This is a genomic window from Cronobacter turicensis (genome assembly GCF_041222865.1).
Lineage (GTDB): Bacteria > Pseudomonadota > Gammaproteobacteria > Enterobacterales > Enterobacteriaceae > Cronobacter > Cronobacter turicensis.
Window position 1 is genome coordinate 474,570 of the sequence record NZ_CP165997.1, and the last position, 17,749, is coordinate 492,318.

Here is a 17,749-nt window from a genome sequence, read left to right on the forward strand (position 1 = left end):
CCGGCGGTTTTTTTTACCTCCCCGCCAGCCGCCGCACCAGTTCAAACTCGCTAAAATTCACCGGTCGCTGCTGCTGCATTGAGAGATTCCCCGCAATGCCCGTCAGGACAGACATCGCGCCCGCGCGGTGATCGGCGGCGCGTTGCAGCGGGTCGTCGCCCGGCTCGCCAAACAGATCCGCCAGCATCGCGTTGTCGCCACCGCCGTGGCCCCCTTCGCCCAGCGTAAAATCCGCTTTCCAGGGCGCTGCGAACATCGGGTACACCGTGATATCGCAACGGTCAAGGCTACCTTCGGCTTCACGCAGCCCGCCGCCGTTGACGTAGGAGTTCTCCACGAGCTTCATTTCAAGCCGTCCGCGGCTGCCGTTGAACACCACATTGAGCCCTTCCTGGGGCAGATAGGCATTGAGTGAATAGGTGAGCTGCGTCTGGTTCTGATATTTCACCAGTACCGACAGCGTATCCTCAATGGTGATGCCGTCGCTGAACACGCTTTGATCGCGAAAGTAGCTGTCTTCATGTTCGGCATCCAGATAGAGCGCTTTGAGCTGCGCGCTCTCCTCCATATGCAGCGCGAACGGATCGTTCTTCGCCGCCGGATAGCCGTGGGCGCGCGGATAAAACTGCGAGACGCCGCGCTTCTCGGCATTTTCACGGCCATAAAAACGCAGCGCGCCTTCGGCGTAGACGCGCGCCGGGTAGCTGCCGAGCCAGAAATTCATTAAGTCGAAATGATGGGTGGATTTGTGCACCAGCAGGCCGCCGCTGTTGCGTTTCTCGCGGTGCCAGCGGCGAAAATAGTCCGCGCCATGTTCGGTATTCAGCAGCCATTCAAAGTGGACCGAAAAGACCTCGCCGATGGTGCCGTTCATTAGCAGCTCGCGCACTTTGCTGTGGTGCGGCGCGTAGCGGTAGTTGAACGTGACGCGCACCTCGCGGCCCGTCTCTTCAATGGCGTTAAGAATGCGCAGCGCACGGGCTTCGTCGATGGTCATCGGTTTTTCGGTGATGACATCGCAGCCCGCATAAAGCGCGCGCACGATGTAGTCGTCATGGGTGCGGTCCATGGTGGTGACGATGATGATATCGGGCTGCGTTTCGCGGATCATCTCTTCAAACTGCGCGGCGACAAAACAGGGCACCGCCTGGGCGCCGGCGTTTTCCAGCAGGCGGCAGGCGTAGCGCATACGGGTCTGGTTGGTGTCGCAGAAAGCGACCATCTGCGCGCTGTCGCGAAACGTCTTGCCGATAGCCTCGATATACATCCCGGCGCGCCCGCCGGTTCCCACCAGGGCGTATTTTTTCATAGCCATGCTCCTCTCAGCCAAAATGATATGTTGTATAGGTAAAATAAAAACAACGTTTCATTTTTCTAATGTAGCGCGACCAGAGACACGGGACAGGGCGGAAGGGGAAAAGTGTGATCCCCGGCCAGAATGGCCGGGGCAGAAGGTTTAGTGCGCGCGGCCCTGTTCGATGCCCAGACCGGTTTGTGAACGGATAAACTGCGCGCGGAACTGTTCGCGCTCCAGCTTGCCCTCCGGGCTGTTGTCGGTTGCCGAGAAGACCCAGATCCCGATAAACGCCACGGCGATGGAGAACAGCGCCGGATATTCATACGGGAAGACCGGCGCGGCGTGGCCAAGTACCTGTACCCAGACGGTCGGGCCGAGGATCATCAGCACCACGGCGGTCAACAGACCGAGCCAGCCGCCAATCATTGCGCCGCGAGTGGTGAGCTTCGACCAGTACATCGAGAGCAAAATGATCGGGAAGTTACAGCTCGCCGCAATCGAGAACGCCAGGCCCACCATGAACGCGATATTCTGCTTCTCGAACAGGATGCCGAGCAGGATAGCCACCACACCCAGCACCAGCACGGTGATTTTGGAAACGCGCAACTCATCGCGCTCGGTCGCGCCTTTACGGAACACGTTGGCATAGAGATCGTGCGACACCGCCGACGCGCCCGCGAGTGTCAGGCCCGCGACAACCGCCAGAATCGTGGCGAAGGCGACCGCCGAGATAAAGCCTAAGAACAAATTGCCGCCCACGGCATCGGCCAGATGAACTGCCGCCATGTTGTTGCCGCCAATCAGCGCGCCGGTGGCATCTTTAAACGCCGGGTTCGCGCCCACCAGCATGATGGCGCCAAAGCCGATGATAAAGGTCAGGATGTAGAAGTAACCCATAAAACCGGTGGCGTAGAAGACGCTTTTACGCGCCTCGCGGGCGTCGCTCACGGTAAAGAAACGCATCAGAATATGCGGCAGACCGGCGGTGCCGAACATCAGGCCGAGGCCGAGCGACAGCGCAGAGACCGGATCTTTCACCAGACCGCCGGGGCTCATGATGGCGCTGCCTTTCGGGTGGACCGCCATCGCTTCCGAGAACAGGTTGTTGAAGCTAAAGCCCACATGCTTCATCACCATAAAGGCCATAAAGCTGGCGCCGAACAGCAGCAGGACGGCTTTGATTATCTGCACCCAGGTGGTGGCCAGCATGCCGCCGAAGAGCACATACATCACCATCAGGACGCCCACCAGCACCACCGCGATGTGATAGTTCAGGCCGAACAACAGCTGGATAAGCTTGCCCGCGCCAACCATCTGCGCGATGAGATAAAGCGCCACCACCACCAGCGAGCCGCAGGCGGCGAGCAGGCGAATGGGGCGCTGCTTCAGGCGATACGAGGCGACATCCGCGAAGGTGTAGCGCCCGAGATTGCGCAACCGCTCGGCGATTAAGAACAGGATAATCGGCCAGCCCACCAGGAAGCCCAGCGAGTAGATAAGCCCGTCGTAGCCGGAGGTATAAACCAGCGCGGAGATGCCGAGAAAGGACGCGGCGGACATAAAATCGCCCGCGATGGCAAGCCCGTTCTGGAAGCCGGTAATGTTGCCGCCCGCGGTGTAGTAATCGCTGCGCGAGCGGGTGCGTTTGGAGGCCCAGTACGTGATGCCAAGCGTCAGCGCCACGAAGATGAGGAACATAATGATGGCCTGCCAGTTGGTTGGCTGGCGCTGCACATCGCCGGTCAGCGCATCGGCCAGGGCGGCAGGCGACAACGCCATCAGCAGCGGGAAAAGGACCTTTTTCATGATGACTGCACCTCTTTCAGCACGGCGTTATTCAGCCGGTCAAATTCCGTATTGGCGCGCCAGACATAGACGCCTGTGAGAATAAACGAAATAAGGATCACGCCGATGCCGATAGGGATGCCGCGCGTCACGCTGCTGCCCGGCGAAAGCGGCGTGCCAAGCCAGCCCGGCGCAAACGCGATAAGCAGGATAAAACCGACATAGATAATCAGCATGATGATGGAAAGGGTGAAGGCAAACCGTTGCCGCTTATGAATTAACTCCCTGTAAGGCGCACTGTTCTCTATCTGCTGACAAATATCGTTATTCATCATCGCAGTCTCCAGAAGTAAGGTAGGGGTTGTTATTATTCCCTCTCCCATGTGGGGAGAGGGTTAGGTCGAAAGGTAAACGGAAAGCGTTGTTACGACGGCATCGCGATGGACTGCTTCTCTTCGAGCAGTTTTTCCACCACGCCCGGATCGGCAAGCGTTGAGGTATCGCCGAGGTTGCTGGTATCGCCCGCCGCGATTTTGCGCAAAATACGACGCATGATTTTGCCGGAGCGGGTTTTCGGCAGCGAGTCGGTCCAGTGCAGCACATCCGGCGTCGCCAGTGGGCCAATCTCTTTACGTACCCAGTTGCGCACTTCGCTGTAGAGTTCCGCCGACGGCTCCTCGCCGTGGTTCAGCGTCACGTAAGCATAGATCGCCTGGCCTTTAATGCTGTGTGGAATGCCCACCACCGCGGCTTCGGCGATTTTCGGATGTGAGACCAGCGCGGACTCAATTTCAGCGGTGCCGAGACGGTGCCCCGATACGTTCAGCACGTCGTCCACGCGCCCGGTTATCCAGTAGTAACCGTCTTCGTCACGACGCGCGCCGTCGCCGCTGAAGTACATGTTTTTAAACGTTGAGAAATAGGTCTGCTCGAAACGTTCGTGATCGCCAAACAGCGTGCGCGCCTGGCCCGGCCAGGAATCGGTAATGACCAGGTTGCCCTCTGTCGCGCCCTGTTGCGGATTGCCTTCGTTATCCACCAGCGCAGGCTGCACGCCGAAGAACGGACGCGTGGCGGAGCCGGCTTTCAGCTCGGTCGCGCCGGGCAGCGGCGTAATCATGAAGCCGCCGGTTTCGGTCTGCCACCAGGTGTCGATGACCGGGCATTTTTCATTGCCGATTTTCTTCCAGTACCACTCCCACGCCTCCGGGTTGATCGGCTCGCCGACGGAACCAAGAATGCGCAGCGACGAACGGTCAGTCCCGTCGATAGCCTTGTCGCCTTCCGCCATCAGCGCGCGAATGGCCGTCGGCGCGGTATAGAGAATATTGACCTTGTGCTTGTCCACCACCTGCGCCATACGGTTGGCGGAGGGCCAGTTCGGCACGCCTTCAAACATCAGCGTGGTGGCGCCGCAGGCGAGCGGTCCGTACAGCAGATAGCTGTGGCCGGTCACCCAGCCCACATCCGCGGTGCACCAGTAGATATCGCCCGGATGGTAGTCAAAGGCGTACAGGAACGTGGTGGCCGCATAGACCAGATAACCGCCGGTGGTGTGCAGCACGCCTTTCGGTTTACCGGTCGAGCCGGAGGTATAGAGGATAAACAGCGGATCTTCGGCGTTCATCTCCACCGGTTGATGATGCGCGCTGGCTTTTTCAACCAGCTCGTTCCACCAGAGATCGCGCCCTTCATGCCATTCGGTATTCCCGCCGGTGCGTTTAAACACCACCACATGTTCCACGCTGGTGACGCCCGGGTTTTTCAGCGCGTCATCGACGTTTTTCTTAAGCGGAATCGTACGGCCGGCGCGCACGCCTTCATCGGCGGTGATAACGAGACGCGCGTTGGAGTCGATAATGCGCCCGGCGACGGCCTCCGGCGAAAAGCCGCCGAAAATAACCGAGTGCACCGCGCCGATACGGGCGCAGGCAAGCATCGCGACGGCGGCTTCCGGCACCATCGGCATATAGATAGCGACCACGTCGCCTTTCTTAATGCCGAGAGAGGTCAGGGTGTTCGCGAAGCGGCAGACGTCGCGGTGAAGTTCGCGGTAACTAATGTGTTTGCTTTGGGAGGCGTCGTCGCCTTCCCAGATGATGGCGGTCTGATCGCCGCGCTCGTTGAGGTGTCGGTCAAGGCAGTTCGCCGCGAGGTTCAGCGTGCCGTCTTCATACCATTTAATCGAGACATTGCCGGGTGCGAAAGAGGTGTTTTTTACCTTCTGGTAGGGCGTGATCCAGTCAAGGATTTTGCCCTGCTCGCCCCAGAACGCGTCAGGGTCATGCACGGACTGCTGATATTTCGCATCATATTGTTCCGGCGTAATCAGGCAGCGTTCCGCGATAGTCGCGGGAATAGGGTGTTTATGGATTTGGCTCATGGCTTTTTTCTCCTTTTAGATGTTAATGATATGTCACGCAAAAGTTAAGAACAGACTTGCGAATAGCTTTGTTTACTTTTTGGGCGGCAGATCACGCATTGCCGAAACTGCATGAAAATTCATCAAACGAATCTTTCAAGGAAAATAATTGCTGTTAAGTATTATTTGCTAGATCGATTTTATAACCTCTTAAATAACATTAACTTATGAATGATTAACGCGATAAATTAGGGTTATTAAGCCAATTTTCAGTGAATATGCCTGTTCTTAAAGGGTTGCGCAGGATGCCGTGCAAGTGGTACTGATTAAACGCGTTAAAAAACCCCACAATATCACCCAACGTTTGTCATACCCCTTTCAGCTTGCGTCGTTCTCATTCGAGCACGCGTGGGAATGGCGCTGTAATTTAGGAAGTAAAGTCGTTATGAAAAACAGTAAAATCAGCCTGGCCTGGCAGATCCTGCTGGCCCTGGTGCTGGGTATTCTTCTGGGCAGTTTTCTCCATTATCAGACGGATAGCCGCGAATGGCTGGTGACCAATCTCCTTTCGCCCGCCGGCGACATTTTTATTCATTTGATTAAAATGATCGTGGTGCCGATTGTTATCTCCACGCTGGTGGTGGGCATTGCCGGTGTCGGCGACGCTAAACAGCTCGGGCGCATCGGCGCGAAGACCATCCTCTATTTTGAAGTGATCACGACCGTCGCCATTATCCTTGGCATTACGCTTGCGAACGTGTTCCAGCCAGGTAGCGGCATTGATATGTCACAGCTGGCCGCCGTGGATATTTCAAAATATCAGCACACGACCGAAGAGGTGCAGAGCCATGCACACGGCCTGATGGGGACTATCCTGTCGCTGGTGCCGACCAACATTTTCGCCTCGATGGCGAAAGGCGAGATGCTGCCGATTATCTTCTTCTCGGTGCTGTTTGGTCTGGGGCTCTCTTCGCTGCCCGCCACGCACCGTGAACCGCTGGTGACGGTCTTCCGCTCCGTTTCCGAAACCATGTTTAAAGTCACCCATATGGTGATGCGCTATGCACCAGTGGGGGTGTTTGCGCTGATCTCCGTAACGGTGGCGAACTTTGGTTTTGCGTCCCTGTGGCCGCTCGCCAAACTGGTGATCCTGGTTTACGTGGCTATTCTGTTCTTCGCGCTGATCGTACTGGGCGCGGTCGCGCGGATGTGTGGGTTGCGCGTCTGGACGCTGATCCGCATTCTTAAAGACGAGCTGATTCTGGCGTACTCCACGGCAAGCTCTGAGAGCGTGCTGCCGCGTATTATCGAGAAAATGGAAGCCTACGGGGCGCCTGCGTCTATCACGAGCTTCGTGGTGCCGACCGGCTACTCCTTCAACCTTGACGGCTCCACGCTCTATCAGAGTATCGCGGCTATCTTTATCGCCCAGCTCTACGGCATCGAACTGTCGCTGGGTCAGGAGATTATCCTGGTGCTGACGCTGATGGTGACCTCGAAAGGGATCGCGGGCGTGCCTGGCGTGTCGTTCGTGGTGCTGCTGGCGACACTGGGCAGCGTGGGTATTCCGCTGGAAGGTCTGGCGTTTATCGCGGGCGTTGACCGTATCCTCGACATGGCGCGCACCGCGCTGAACGTGGTCGGCAATGCGCTGGCGGTACTGGTTATCGCCAAGTGGGAACACAAGTTCGACCGCAAAAAAGCGGAGGCTTACGAGCGGGAAATGCTGGGTCGGTTCGACAGTACCGCCAACAATTAATCATCCGCACGTCTGCGTTTCTGCAAGCCCCGCCTCTGGCGGGGTTTTTTATGGCGGCAGCGCGGAGAAGGCGCTGTAAGCGGTAAAAAAACGGGTGCGTTAAGCACTCAACGCCAGCAAGTCGGGCGGAGCGAACCCCGCCCGGAGAGCGTTACCGGTCAGAGCAGGAAAGCCGTGCCGCCACCTCCTTATTTCCTTGCTTTATCGTTAACTCACATAACGTTCCGTGGTTAATTAAAGCGAAAATTAATATCGTGACGCAAAATACAACGAAACATGCGAAAAGATATTTGAGTGGCTTCATGCCTTTTACTCCTTGCCTTTCGGCGAGTAAGCGGCTAATCTCAACTTGTGTGGAGTTGAGGGATAGCCTCGGGTTAATAGAAATATTGCCCGGGGCTTTCTTCTTTCTGTCCCTCGCGTCGGCTTAAGACAGAAAGTCTTAAGCACCCGGCGCTCATCATAATGTTCTTCCTGTTAAATTAAAACAGAAAAGCCGATGTAATTTATATTGGGCTTGTTGCATTGGGCTGGTTTATAAATTATATACATTAAAAGTATGACGTGAATATTAAAATGCCAGCGGGAATAAATACAATAACAAGTAAAAGGATTGGGTGCATTAAGGCCTCTGCTCCTGGCAAGCCGGGCGAGGAACCCTCGCCCGGGAGAGCCTTACCTGCCTGTGCAGGCAAGCTTAGCCGCCACCTCCTGACTGCCGCTTCGGATGGTAAGTTCGCATAACGTACCCTGATTCATTAACGCAAAAATCAAAATAGTGATGCAGACCATGAATAAACAGGCCAGTAAATAACGCAGTGGCTTCATGCCTTTTACTCCTTGCATTCTGAAGAGTAAGAGGCTAATCTCAACTTGTCGGAGTTGAGGGATAGCCTCGGGTTAATAGAAATATTGCCCGGGGCTTTCTTCTTTCTGTCCCTCACGTTTGCTTAAGACAGAAAGCCTTAAGCACCCGCGCTTATAATAATCTTTCTGCTGAAAAATTAAATAAAAAGCCTGATGTAATTTATTAATGCTTTTTGCATATTAAATGGAATCAGCCTCGCAAATCTTTGCCGCTAAATACCGCAAGACGTAACGGGAGAATATAACGGTTTCCGTTAATCTTTTATTGAGCGTGTCTTTTTTATGCCTGCGCACGCAGCAACGCCTGCGTTGTGTATCCTGATACAGAGAGAAAGCGTGGCGCTGTACCGGTTGCGGCTGAAAACTATCGGGAATGATAGTATACCCGGCCGCCGTACACCCTTATCATCTCTCCCTTATGCCTGTGCGAAGGCGCGCGTCATGCGTCGCCCGGCCAGGCTACCGACAACCACAGCCGGAATATAAAGAGAGTCACAGTGGATAACCTCATTAGCGCGCCATTAACAGGACAACACGAGACGCCGGTGAACCTGCCGGGGTTGATGCAGGTGCTCAGCAAACACCTTTACTCCACGCCGATGGTCGCCATCCGTGAGCTGGTGCAAAACGCGCACGACGCGATTGTCAGACGTCGACTGGAAGAGGGCGCTGCGGACCGGCTTGCGGAAATTCGCGTCACGGGCGATTCGCAAAACCGGACTATCGTTATTCACGATACCGGCTCAGGGCTCACGGAGCAGGAGATCCACGATTTCCTGGCGACCGTCGGCGTCGGCTACACCCGTCACCTGCGTCAGCAGGATGACGACACCGGGCTTATCGGCATGTTTGGCCTGGGCTTTCTTTCCGCCTTTGTGCTGGCGGAGCGGGTGACGGTGCACACCACCTCCTGGAAAACGCCGCAGGAAGGCTGGCTTTACGCGTCCGCCAGCGGCGAAACGTACAGCGTCACGCCTGCAACGCCACGCGAGCCGGGGGCGACCGTTACGTTGCACCTCAAAGACGAGTTTTTATATCTCGCTAACAACAAGCTGCTTGGCGATGTGCTGGGCCGTTACTGCATATTAATGAAAGAGCCGCTGTTTGTCGGCGAAGAACAGACCGCGGTAAACCATCTGTCGCCGCCCTGGCGCGTCGCGTCGCAGGACGGCGTCGCGCTGCATCCGGCGCTGCGTCAGAAGCAGAATATCGAATTCGCCAGCCGCTTCGAGCGCGCGTTTACGCCGCTGTGCACCTTGCTGGTGGAGCCATCCGGCGACAGCGACGCGGTGGGCATGCTGTGGCTTCAGGATGGCGCGACCTACGGCACCAGCGACAACCGCAACCTGTCGCTGTTTCTGCGCGGCATGCTGCTGGACGACCAGGCGCGTGAGCTGCTGCCCCCGTGGGCCGGGTTTGTCGGCGGCGTCATCGAATCTAACCGTCTCACGCCGACGGCCAGCCGCGAGGATTTGCAGCGCGATGTCACCTGGTACGCCACGCAGGCGGCGCTCACCGAGGCGCTGATTAACGGCCTGGCCGATCTCGCGAAGCAGCAGCCCGCCGTCTGGCGGCGCGTGCTGGTGCGCCATAACGAAGCGCTGCTCGGCGCGGCCATCTGCGACGATCGTCTCTTCGATCTGCTGAAAGATGAACTGTTGATCCCGACGTCTCAGGGCGATCTGCCGGTTAAATCGCTGCGCCAGAACAACACGCTGAATGTGATGCTCAGCGAAGAGGGCGGCTTTGAAGAGATGCTGTTTCGGCTTTCCGGGCGTCCCGTTGCGCTGGGCTATCGTTACGCGGTCGTACCGTTCCTGCGCCGCTGGGCGACGCTTTACGGCGCGCGTCTGGTGGAAGTGGGCACCTCGGCGGGCAACGAACAACTCTTTGCGCTGCATGACGTCAGCGCGGAAGAAGAAGCCTGGTGGAGCGAGCAACTGCGCGACGACGAAGAGTGCGTGATGTCTTCGTTTGAACCCGCGACGCTGCCGCTGGTGATGGTAGTAAACCGCGATGCCGAACTTAAAGCGCGCCTTGAGCAGGACGACGCCGATCGCCGTATGAGCACCGCCGCGCTGATGCTGGCGCGTCAGTTTGCCAGCAAAATCGAGCAGCAGGCGCCGGTGCGCCTCTACATTAACTTTAATAATCCTGCGGTAAAAGCGTTATCACAGGCCTGGCGTGCCGGGCGGCCCATCGCGCCTGGCGCCACGCAACTGCTGAAAAGCCTCAAAATTATTCTTGCTCTGGCCACGGGCGATTCCCGTGAATACGACTTTCGCCAGGCGCTGGAGACATTCAGTTGCATCACGGCGCAACTTATTACACCGACAACAGAAGGAAGCAACTAATGGATATCTGGGCATGGTATGAGCAATATCAGCGGGACCTGGAAGAAGCCGGCAAACCCTGGATCACGCAACATGTCGATAAGCTGATCGAATCCATTGTTGAAGTTCAGACCGGTAAAACAGAAGCGCTGCTGCCGGAAGCGCGCGCGCTGAAAAAGACCGCGGGCAATCCGTGGATTGAAGTTATGGTGGGCCACTGGGAGATGCGTCATCGCATCGGCAACCTTGGCGAAGGTGAAAAAGCGCTGGGCGATGTCGTCGCGCTGTTTGAGCGCGCCCATCAGGCCGATGCCGCTGAGTGCCCGCAGTCGATTTGCGTCACCCAGGATCTGAGCGCCTGCTACAGCAACGTGGACGGCCCCGGTTGGGCGGACGAGCGTATCGCCGTCTGCCAGGAGACGCTCTCGAAAATCACTCCGCTGCGCAGCTGCTTCCTGTGTCTTTCTGAGGAGCAGTTCTTTGCGATGGTCGACAAAGGTCAGGTTGAAGAGGCGCTGGCGTTTGTGCAGCAACAGATGGAAAAGCGCCGCGCGGCGGGCGAAGAGGACGTTAACGGCCTGAAAGAGAACGAAGCGCAGGCGCTGATGTTGCTGGGCCGTTATGACGAAGCGCTGGCGATCATCGATAAGCTCCATGAAGACGAGATGGAAAACAGCAGCGAGCAGACCCGCCAGGTCATGATGATGATGAAGGCGGAAGTGCTGGCGCTGATGGGCCGTGAAGAAGACGCCCGCGAATGGCTGCTGCCGTGGGACCGACTCACTGCCTATAACCGCATGCGCTGGGTGCGCGTGGTGGAGCAACTGGTTCGCCTTAACCCGACTTACAACAACTGGCAGACCGGCAGCGCGCTGCAGCTGATTCTGGAGCAGCGCCTGGAAGCGCAGGCGTGGCGCGAAGCGGTTATCGTCGCGAAAACCCATATCAGCCTGGCGCTGGCGCGCGGCGCGACCTGGGTCGCCCGTCGAGCCCTGATGCTGGCGCAGCAGTGCGCCGCAAAACTGCGTAACCCGCACGATGAAGACGCCGCGCTGGCGGCGTTTGCAAGCCAGGTTGCGGGCATGGAAACGCAGGTGGAGTTGCCGGTGCCTGCCGACTCGCTGATGGCGTGGCTTGAAGAGCGCGGTCAGCAGGAAGGCGTGACGCGCGATCCTGAGCAGGAGGCCCAGTGGCTGCTGCTCGCATCCGCACAGCGTCCGGACGATGAAGAACTGCTGATGCTGGCGGCGGCCGCGCTGGAAGCGTGCCAGGCGCAGGGCGAAGCGACGGATCTCCTGCTCGGCTGGCAGAAACGCCATCCGCAGGAAGAGGCCTCGCCGCTGTTCCATCTGCTCTCCTCACTTCTGAACGCGCGCCGTTATGACGACATCTTTGCGCTCGCCGAAGGCTATCGCGATGCGCTGCCGCACGTGGCGCTGTGGTTTGAAGCCCAGGTGGCGCAGGCGCAGGAAGACTGGGAAAAACTGGAGTCCGTAAGCCAGGCGCTGCGCGCCACGCCGCAAGGCCAGCAGAAAATCGCGCCGCTGATGCTGGCGGGCCAGGCGGCGATGCGTCAGCAAGCCTATGACCGCGCCACGGCGTACCTGAAAGAGGCGGTGGCGATGCTGGACGCGCGCGAAGAGGACGCCAGCAATGTCCTGTGGGATCTGCTGACGGCCGCCAGCGCCAGCGAAGACTGGACGACCGTGCGTGAAGCTGGCGCGCGTCTCGGCATGCAGTTTAGCGCCGATGACGGCCCGGTCGAGGAGCAGTGGGGCACCGTTCGTCTGCGTTTCTTCGAAAATCACGACGAGCATTACTATTTTGCCCAGCGTACCGGCCCGGTGACGGCGCGCGTCTTCCAGCCGTCATGGCGTAAAGCGCCGCAGCATATGGACGAGTCGGTGGTGTTTGACGCCAATCTGCTGAATACTCCGCCGGAAGATGAAAAAGAGCGCGAGAATTTCATCCCTGTGCATAACGTGGTGAAAACCCTTGAGCAGAGCGAGTACGCGCCGAGCTGGTTTATCGACGGCGTCGATCCGGGCGAAGAGACGTTCAACGCGTTTGTCAACGGCGTGCGCCAGCGCGGCGGCGCCATCTGGGTGCATTGCGAATCGGATTATCAGGTTACCGACAGCGAAAGCGGTGAAACGCTGCCTGGCATCTATTTTATGCTGGCGATGCCGCAGTCGGTCTCACCGCTGGAAGTGGACGCGATGCTGCGTGAACTCACCCAGGGGTGGACGCATCCGATCCACTGGCTGGATGTCGCGATGACGGGCGGTCTTGATGAAACGCGCCACCGTCAGGTGATGGAGCGCTATCAACTGTAGTCTTTGTATGACGGGCGGCGGTCTTCGCCGCCCGATTTCCGATTTGAGAATCCTCCGCTGTCTGCCTTCCTTTGCCCTCTTTACTTTAAGACCAGTCAAACACAGGGCTGGCTTTATGAAATCACATCTTCGCGTTTTGCTTTGCGCCACACTCTCTCTTTCCAGCACTCATGCGCTGGCGGACGGTCTGGATGCGGTCTTTAACGACACCATTAACTCAGTAACCCAGGCTATCAATGAGGCTTATCATCCGGATACGGATGACCGTGATGCGTCGGAAAACCGTCAGTATGACGATGACAGCCGTACGCGCTACGACGAGCGGCGCAGACGTCTTGAGGAACGCCACCGGCAGCTTGATGAGCGTCAGCGTCGTCTGGATGAAGAGCGCCGTCGCCTGGAAGAAGAAGAGCAACGGCTGGATGAAGATGATGAGCGCTAATGGCCGCTGTCGGCGATTTCCACATGCGTGGTGCGCGGAATAGCCAGCAGACGATCGCCGCAGGTCAGCAGCAGATCGATGCCGAGCGAGCCGGCATGCAGGCGATCGGAAAGTTGTTCAATCAGGCACTCCGGCAACTGCGGCGCGATCATGCGCTCTTCCGCGATACCGGCGCCGGTCAGGCGCAGCATACGTCCGCCGCTCAGGCTGTTTACCTGCAATACCAGCGTGACGCTGTGTTCCGGCGCGATAACGCTGCCGTGGGCGAGGCGATCGGGCAAAAGCGGGTTCAGGTTTTCATCGGCAATAGCAAAAACCGCCTCGTCCGGCGTATCGGCAATCCGCGTGCCGGTATGAAAGCGCAGGTTAGAGCGCACAATATCATTTGCCAGTGACGGTGAAAGCCAGACAGGGGTATCGTTATCGACAAGCGTAAGCAGCACGCTGGTGGTGGCCACGCCGAGCGGCTGCCAGCCGTGGCGAAGCAACTGTAAGGACACAATCACGCCGGGCTCGCTCATGGCCTTTAGCAGGCGGCGAAAGCACTGCTGTGCATCATGCACCGGTGAATCAAAGGCGGTATTTAACGTCATCAGAATCTCCATACTGCTGCGCTACGCTGCGGGACGTCCTGGACGCCGCCGGAAGCAGGTTGCCGCACATCCTGACGGCCTAATATGACCCTACTGTTAAACAAACATGACAGCCAGATGAATTGTGAGGCAATAAAGGGAGGAGAAGATCGCCCTGCCTTTAACGGAATCATCGATGAGAGATGTTAATATTCGGCTTAAGTCAGGTAAGAAAAAAGAACATTATTTTTCTTAAATTATATTTGTGACGCCGCAAAGAGTATTTTTAAAGATGTTACTTTCCCGGTTTATATTTTCTTTGGTTATTTTATAATTATATTTAGCGACGAGAATTAATATTTTATTTTGCTGCTTTTAATAATATTCCTAAAAGAAATTGGTGAAAAGTTAAGCGGTGCTTCATTTAAGTGTAGTTGTTATTTATTTTGTTGATTTTAAAGGGTATTTACAGGAGGGGGTTATCTGGTTTGTATTTTACGCTTCTTTTCTGATTTCTTTAATTCTTTTTTTAAAGAGTACGTGAAAATAAGCGGGGAATCACGTTAACGGCGCGTCAGTGGGAGGGAGCCGTCCATAAGAAACACGGGGATAAATCGGGCGAGCACGCTATTTTATTCTGAGCAGAGCTCCGTCCAGTTGATGTGCGGCTAAGCGGCCTGAAGCTGGCAGCGAAGGCTGCCAGCCCAGGAAAAATGCGGCCTGAGGCGCCGTCAGCTTTTTTTGACGAACTCAGATTTGAGCTTCATCGGACCGAAGCCGTCGATTTTACAGTCGATGTTGTGATCGCCTTCCACCAGACGGATGTTTTTGACTTTGGTGCCAATCTTCAGCATCGACGAACTGCCTTTAACCTTGAGATCCTTAACAATTGTGACGCTGTCGCCATCGACCAACAGGTTGCCGTTGGCATCCTTGACCACCAGCGCGTCGTTCTCTGCGCTGGTTTCGCCTTCGCGCCACTCGTGGGCGCACTCCGGGCAGACGTAAAGATTATTATCCAGATAAGTATATTCAGAACCGCATTGCGGGCAGGCTGGTAGTGACATGGTTTCTCCTCAAAGTGAACCAATGGGGCAGCAAAAGAGGGCTGCGCAAGAAGCGGCCGTTTACGCGGCGCGCATGAAAGGCGGGATTATACCCTAAACCCTTACGTTTTACGGGCCTGTCTCTGCGGCGCGAACGCGCAGGGTCTGACGCGGGATAGCATTTTTACTGGCAGTGATAAAACATATATCGTGATTTATTGCCAGGCGGTGTTATTCTGGAGCGGTTAATGTTGGTTTGAATTATTAAATCCATCCCCTGAAGTCGGAACATTTTTGTCAAATGGCCGATGTGAGGATATATTCTTTCGCTCTGAAAAATCGATCAGCCTACTGGTCTTACAGAGTGATTATTAGGTTTCCTGACGAAGATGAAGGTTTGAAACCTTTCCCATCGTCTCATGCATATTTTACCACAACGATGGTATGGCATTTTTTTACGCCACGTTTCCGTCAGGTAGCGTTGTGACGCGCAGGATATTTTCCACACGTAATTATAAAAGCCGCATTGAGCTAATAAAAAGATAAGGCAAAAGGTCATTTAATTTGTGTTAAGGAAAGATTTTTCATGCACACACAGACTGTATTTGAAATGAATCAGGAAGCGGAACGGCTGCTTCAGCTGGCGTTGTATAATCTTAGCGCCCTGAAACAAATGCCGCTGGCGGTGCAGAGCGATCGTGGGAACGTTACCAGCCGACAACGCGCCGCCGTGCATCCCCTTCATTTTTCCTTACGCGGGCTAGAGGCGCAGCAGGAGATGCTGCAGGCTGAGCTGCGAAAAACGACCCAGCAGGAGATGGTGCTCGCGATTGTCGGCACCATGAAGGCAGGCAAATCGACCACTATCAACGCGATTGTCGGCAAAGAAGTCCTGCCGAACCGCAATCGCCCCATGACGGCGCTGCCGACGCTGATTCGCCACACGCCAGGCCAGACAGAGCCCGTGCTGCATTTCTCGCACGCCGGGCCTATAGAAACCCTGATGCAGGCGCTACGCGCGCGCTTACAAAACGCTTCACGCGACACCCTGACGCTGCGTCTTGAAATCGACCGTGACATGGACGCTCTGCTGGCGCGCATCCTTAACGGCACCTCGTTTGAAAAACACTATCTCGGCGCCCAGCCGATTTTCCACTGTCTGAAAAGCTTAAACGATCTGGTACGGCTCTCGGCCGTGCTTGATGTGCCGTTCCCGTTTCGCGCGTATGCGGCCATCGAACATATTCCAGTGATAGAGGTGGAGTTTACTCACCTTGCAGGTATGGAACGAGGGCTTGGCCAACTGACGCTGCTGGACACGCCCGGCCCGAACGAAGCCGGACAGCCGCACCTGCAAAAGATGTTACAGGAGCAGATCGCCCGCGCCTCCGCCGTACTGGCGGTGATGGATTACACGCAGCTGAAATCCACCTCCGATGAAGAGGTGCGCATGGCGCTCGCGGCGGTGGGGGAATCGGTGCCGCTCTACGCGCTGGTGAATAAGTTCGATCAACTGGATCGCAACAGCGACGATGAAGATCAGGTGCGGGCGTTGGTCGCCGGGACGCTGATGAAAGGCGCCATCGATCCGGCGCATATTTTCCCGGTTTCTTCTATGTGGGGCTATCTGGCCAATCGCGCGCGTCAGGAGCTTGCCGCGCACGGCACGCTGCCGCCGTATGACGAGCAGCGCTGGGTGCAGGATTTCGCCGAAGCGGCACTGGGCCGCCGCTGGCGTCATGCCGACTTCACCGACGCCGCGCACCTGCGCCACGCCGCCGATCTGCTGTGGGAAGACTCCCTTTTCGAAGCGCCCATTCGGGCGATTCTGCACACCGCGCACGCTCACGCTTCGCTCTACGCGCTGCGTTCGGCCTGCGCAAAATTAATTCACTCTGCGCAATGCACCCGAGACTACCTGGATTTTCGTTGTCAGGGGCTCGATATCGCAAATGACCAACTGGTGGAGAGTATCTCTCAAATGAATAATGACATCGCACAGCTAAAACGTTGCCAGGCAGACGCCAGCAAAGCCATTCAGGAACAGGTTGTTCAGGCGCTGGGGCGCGCGTCGGAAACTATTGCGGGTCATGAACAGAAGGTACTGGCGGATATCGCCAGCTATTTTGAGACGGGCAAGGTGCCGTCGCTTTCACTCAGCAGCCCGGTGCGGCGCGCGGTGACATGGGGAAGCGATTTCGATGCGGGCAGCGAACAGCTGATTCTGGATCAGGAGAGCGACGCGCGGATGCTGTTGCATAAAATTCGCGCCTCCTGCGAGCTGATCCTGCTGTCGGTGCAGGAGAATCTGACCCGCGATCTCGCCGCCCACTTCAGCGATCTGGAGACGGCGCTTGGGGATATCCTGCGCGCCGCCCTGGCGCCGCTGGAACTGCGCGTGACTGAAGGGCTGCGGCGTACCGGCTTTCGCGCGCATATCACGCTGCCGGTTTTTCAGCGCAGCCAGCTTAACTTCAACGCGCATCAGCTCTTTAACGATGTCATTGAAGAAGAGAGCGTGCCGGTCGCCAGCGCGTCGCGTAATAACGGCGTGCGCGGTACCGTGGCGCGCTGGATCACCAGCAAGGATCTGGGGTGGGATGACTGTACCGCCATGCGTTCGCGCTACGTGATCAACCTGCAGGAACTGAAGCAGACGCTCAGCCGTTACGTTAGTCGCTTCTGCGCGCAGATCCGCCAGGCGATGAATGCCCAGGTGGATATCTCCGTGACGGCGGGCATGGCGACGTTTTTCGCCGAGTTCCAGATGGCGATGGCGGCGATTGAAGCGAATCTTCAGCAGAGCCTCGCGGCGCGCCAGCAGAGCGAAACGGCGCGCAACGCGCTGCGTGAGAAGCTACAACAGTGCGCCCGCACTGCGCGTGACATTAACGAGGACGCGCGTGCGCTGCGTGATGATATCCAGACGCTGTTTTCCGTGGAGCACTGA

General features: G+C 56.9%; 13 protein-coding genes. 5 read left to right on the forward strand and 8 right to left on the reverse strand.

What is annotated here, in order from left to right; genetic code table 11:
• Positions 1–13: 13 nt before the first annotated feature.
• The 4 genes from AB8W27_RS02280 to acs all read right to left on the reverse strand — a co-directional run bounded on the left by AB8W27_RS02280 (position 14) and on the right by acs (position 5,465).
• Entirely contained in the window at positions 14–1,309 is a 1,296-nt protein-coding gene (locus AB8W27_RS02280) for a Gfo/Idh/MocA family protein (protein WP_041923971.1), read from the reverse strand.
• Positions 1,310–1,456: 147 nt separating this feature from the next.
• A complete protein-coding gene (gene actP / locus AB8W27_RS02285; protein WP_175572793.1) occupies positions 1,457–3,106 on the reverse strand; it encodes a cation/acetate symporter ActP in 1,650 nt (549 codons plus the stop codon).
• Positions 3,100–3,414, reverse strand: a complete 315-nt coding sequence (locus AB8W27_RS02290) for a DUF485 domain-containing protein (RefSeq protein ID WP_032807540.1) — start codon at positions 3,412–3,414, stop codon at positions 3,100–3,102. The genes actP and AB8W27_RS02290 overlap by 7 nt, the downstream gene beginning before the upstream one ends.
• 92 nt (positions 3,415–3,506) lie before the next feature.
• Positions 3,507–5,465, reverse strand: a complete 1,959-nt coding sequence (gene acs, locus AB8W27_RS02295; RefSeq protein ID WP_015742633.1) for an acetate--CoA ligase — start codon at positions 5,463–5,465, stop codon at positions 3,507–3,509.
• A gap of 424 nt (positions 5,466–5,889) precedes the next feature.
• On the opposite strand from acs, the gene gltP reads away from it, so the two are divergent.
• Positions 5,890–7,203: a glutamate/aspartate:proton symporter GltP gene (gltP, locus tag AB8W27_RS02300; protein ID WP_015742632.1), complete on the forward strand. Its 1,314-nt coding sequence runs from the start codon at positions 5,890–5,892 to the stop codon at positions 7,201–7,203.
• A 151-nt stretch (positions 7,204–7,354) separates the two neighbouring features.
• On the opposite strand, the gene AB8W27_RS02305 is transcribed toward gltP, so the two are convergent.
• Together AB8W27_RS02305 and AB8W27_RS02310 are read right to left on the reverse strand one after the other, a co-directional pair.
• Complete coding sequence (locus AB8W27_RS02305) at positions 7,355–7,507, reverse strand: Hok/Gef family protein (RefSeq protein ID WP_015742631.1); 153 nt, start codon at positions 7,505–7,507, stop codon at positions 7,355–7,357.
• Between the two features lie 371 nt (positions 7,508–7,878).
• Positions 7,879–8,031, reverse strand: a complete 153-nt coding sequence (locus AB8W27_RS02310) for a Hok/Gef family protein (protein ID WP_015742630.1) — start codon at positions 8,029–8,031, stop codon at positions 7,879–7,881.
• Between the two features lie 536 nt (positions 8,032–8,567).
• On the opposite strand from AB8W27_RS02310, the gene AB8W27_RS02315 reads away from it, so the two are divergent.
• The 3 genes from AB8W27_RS02315 (at position 8,568) to yjdP (ending at position 13,181) form a co-directional block, all read left to right on the forward strand.
• A complete protein-coding gene (locus tag AB8W27_RS02315) occupies positions 8,568–10,424 on the forward strand; it encodes an ATP-binding protein (RefSeq protein ID WP_041923969.1) in 1,857 nt (618 codons plus the stop codon).
• Positions 10,424–12,739 (forward strand): hypothetical protein, encoded by a 2,316-nt coding sequence (locus AB8W27_RS02320; RefSeq protein WP_015742628.1) that lies wholly within the window; start codon positions 10,424–10,426, stop codon positions 12,737–12,739. The genes AB8W27_RS02315 and AB8W27_RS02320 overlap by 1 nt, the downstream gene beginning before the upstream one ends.
• Before the next feature lie 115 nt (positions 12,740–12,854).
• On the forward strand, positions 12,855–13,181 hold the full coding sequence (gene yjdP, locus AB8W27_RS02325) for a DDRRRQL repeat protein YjdP (protein ID WP_015742627.1): 327 nt from the start codon (positions 12,855–12,857) through the stop codon (positions 13,179–13,181).
• Here yjdP and phnH read toward each other — a convergent pair.
• Positions 13,178–13,774: a phosphonate C-P lyase system protein PhnH gene (phnH, locus tag AB8W27_RS02330; RefSeq protein WP_015742626.1), complete on the reverse strand. Its 597-nt coding sequence runs from the start codon at positions 13,772–13,774 to the stop codon at positions 13,178–13,180. The two genes, yjdP and phnH, sit on opposite strands and share 4 nt — an antisense overlap.
• 710 nt (positions 13,775–14,484) lie before the next feature.
• Positions 14,485–14,820, reverse strand: coding sequence for a zinc ribbon domain-containing protein YjdM (locus AB8W27_RS02335; RefSeq protein WP_015742624.1), 336 nt, complete (start codon positions 14,818–14,820; stop codon positions 14,485–14,487).
• A 565-nt stretch (positions 14,821–15,385) separates the two neighbouring features.
• Here AB8W27_RS02335 and crfC point away from each other — a divergent pair.
• A complete protein-coding gene (crfC, locus tag AB8W27_RS02340; RefSeq protein ID WP_015742622.1) occupies positions 15,386–17,749 on the forward strand; it encodes a clamp-binding protein CrfC in 2,364 nt (787 codons plus the stop codon).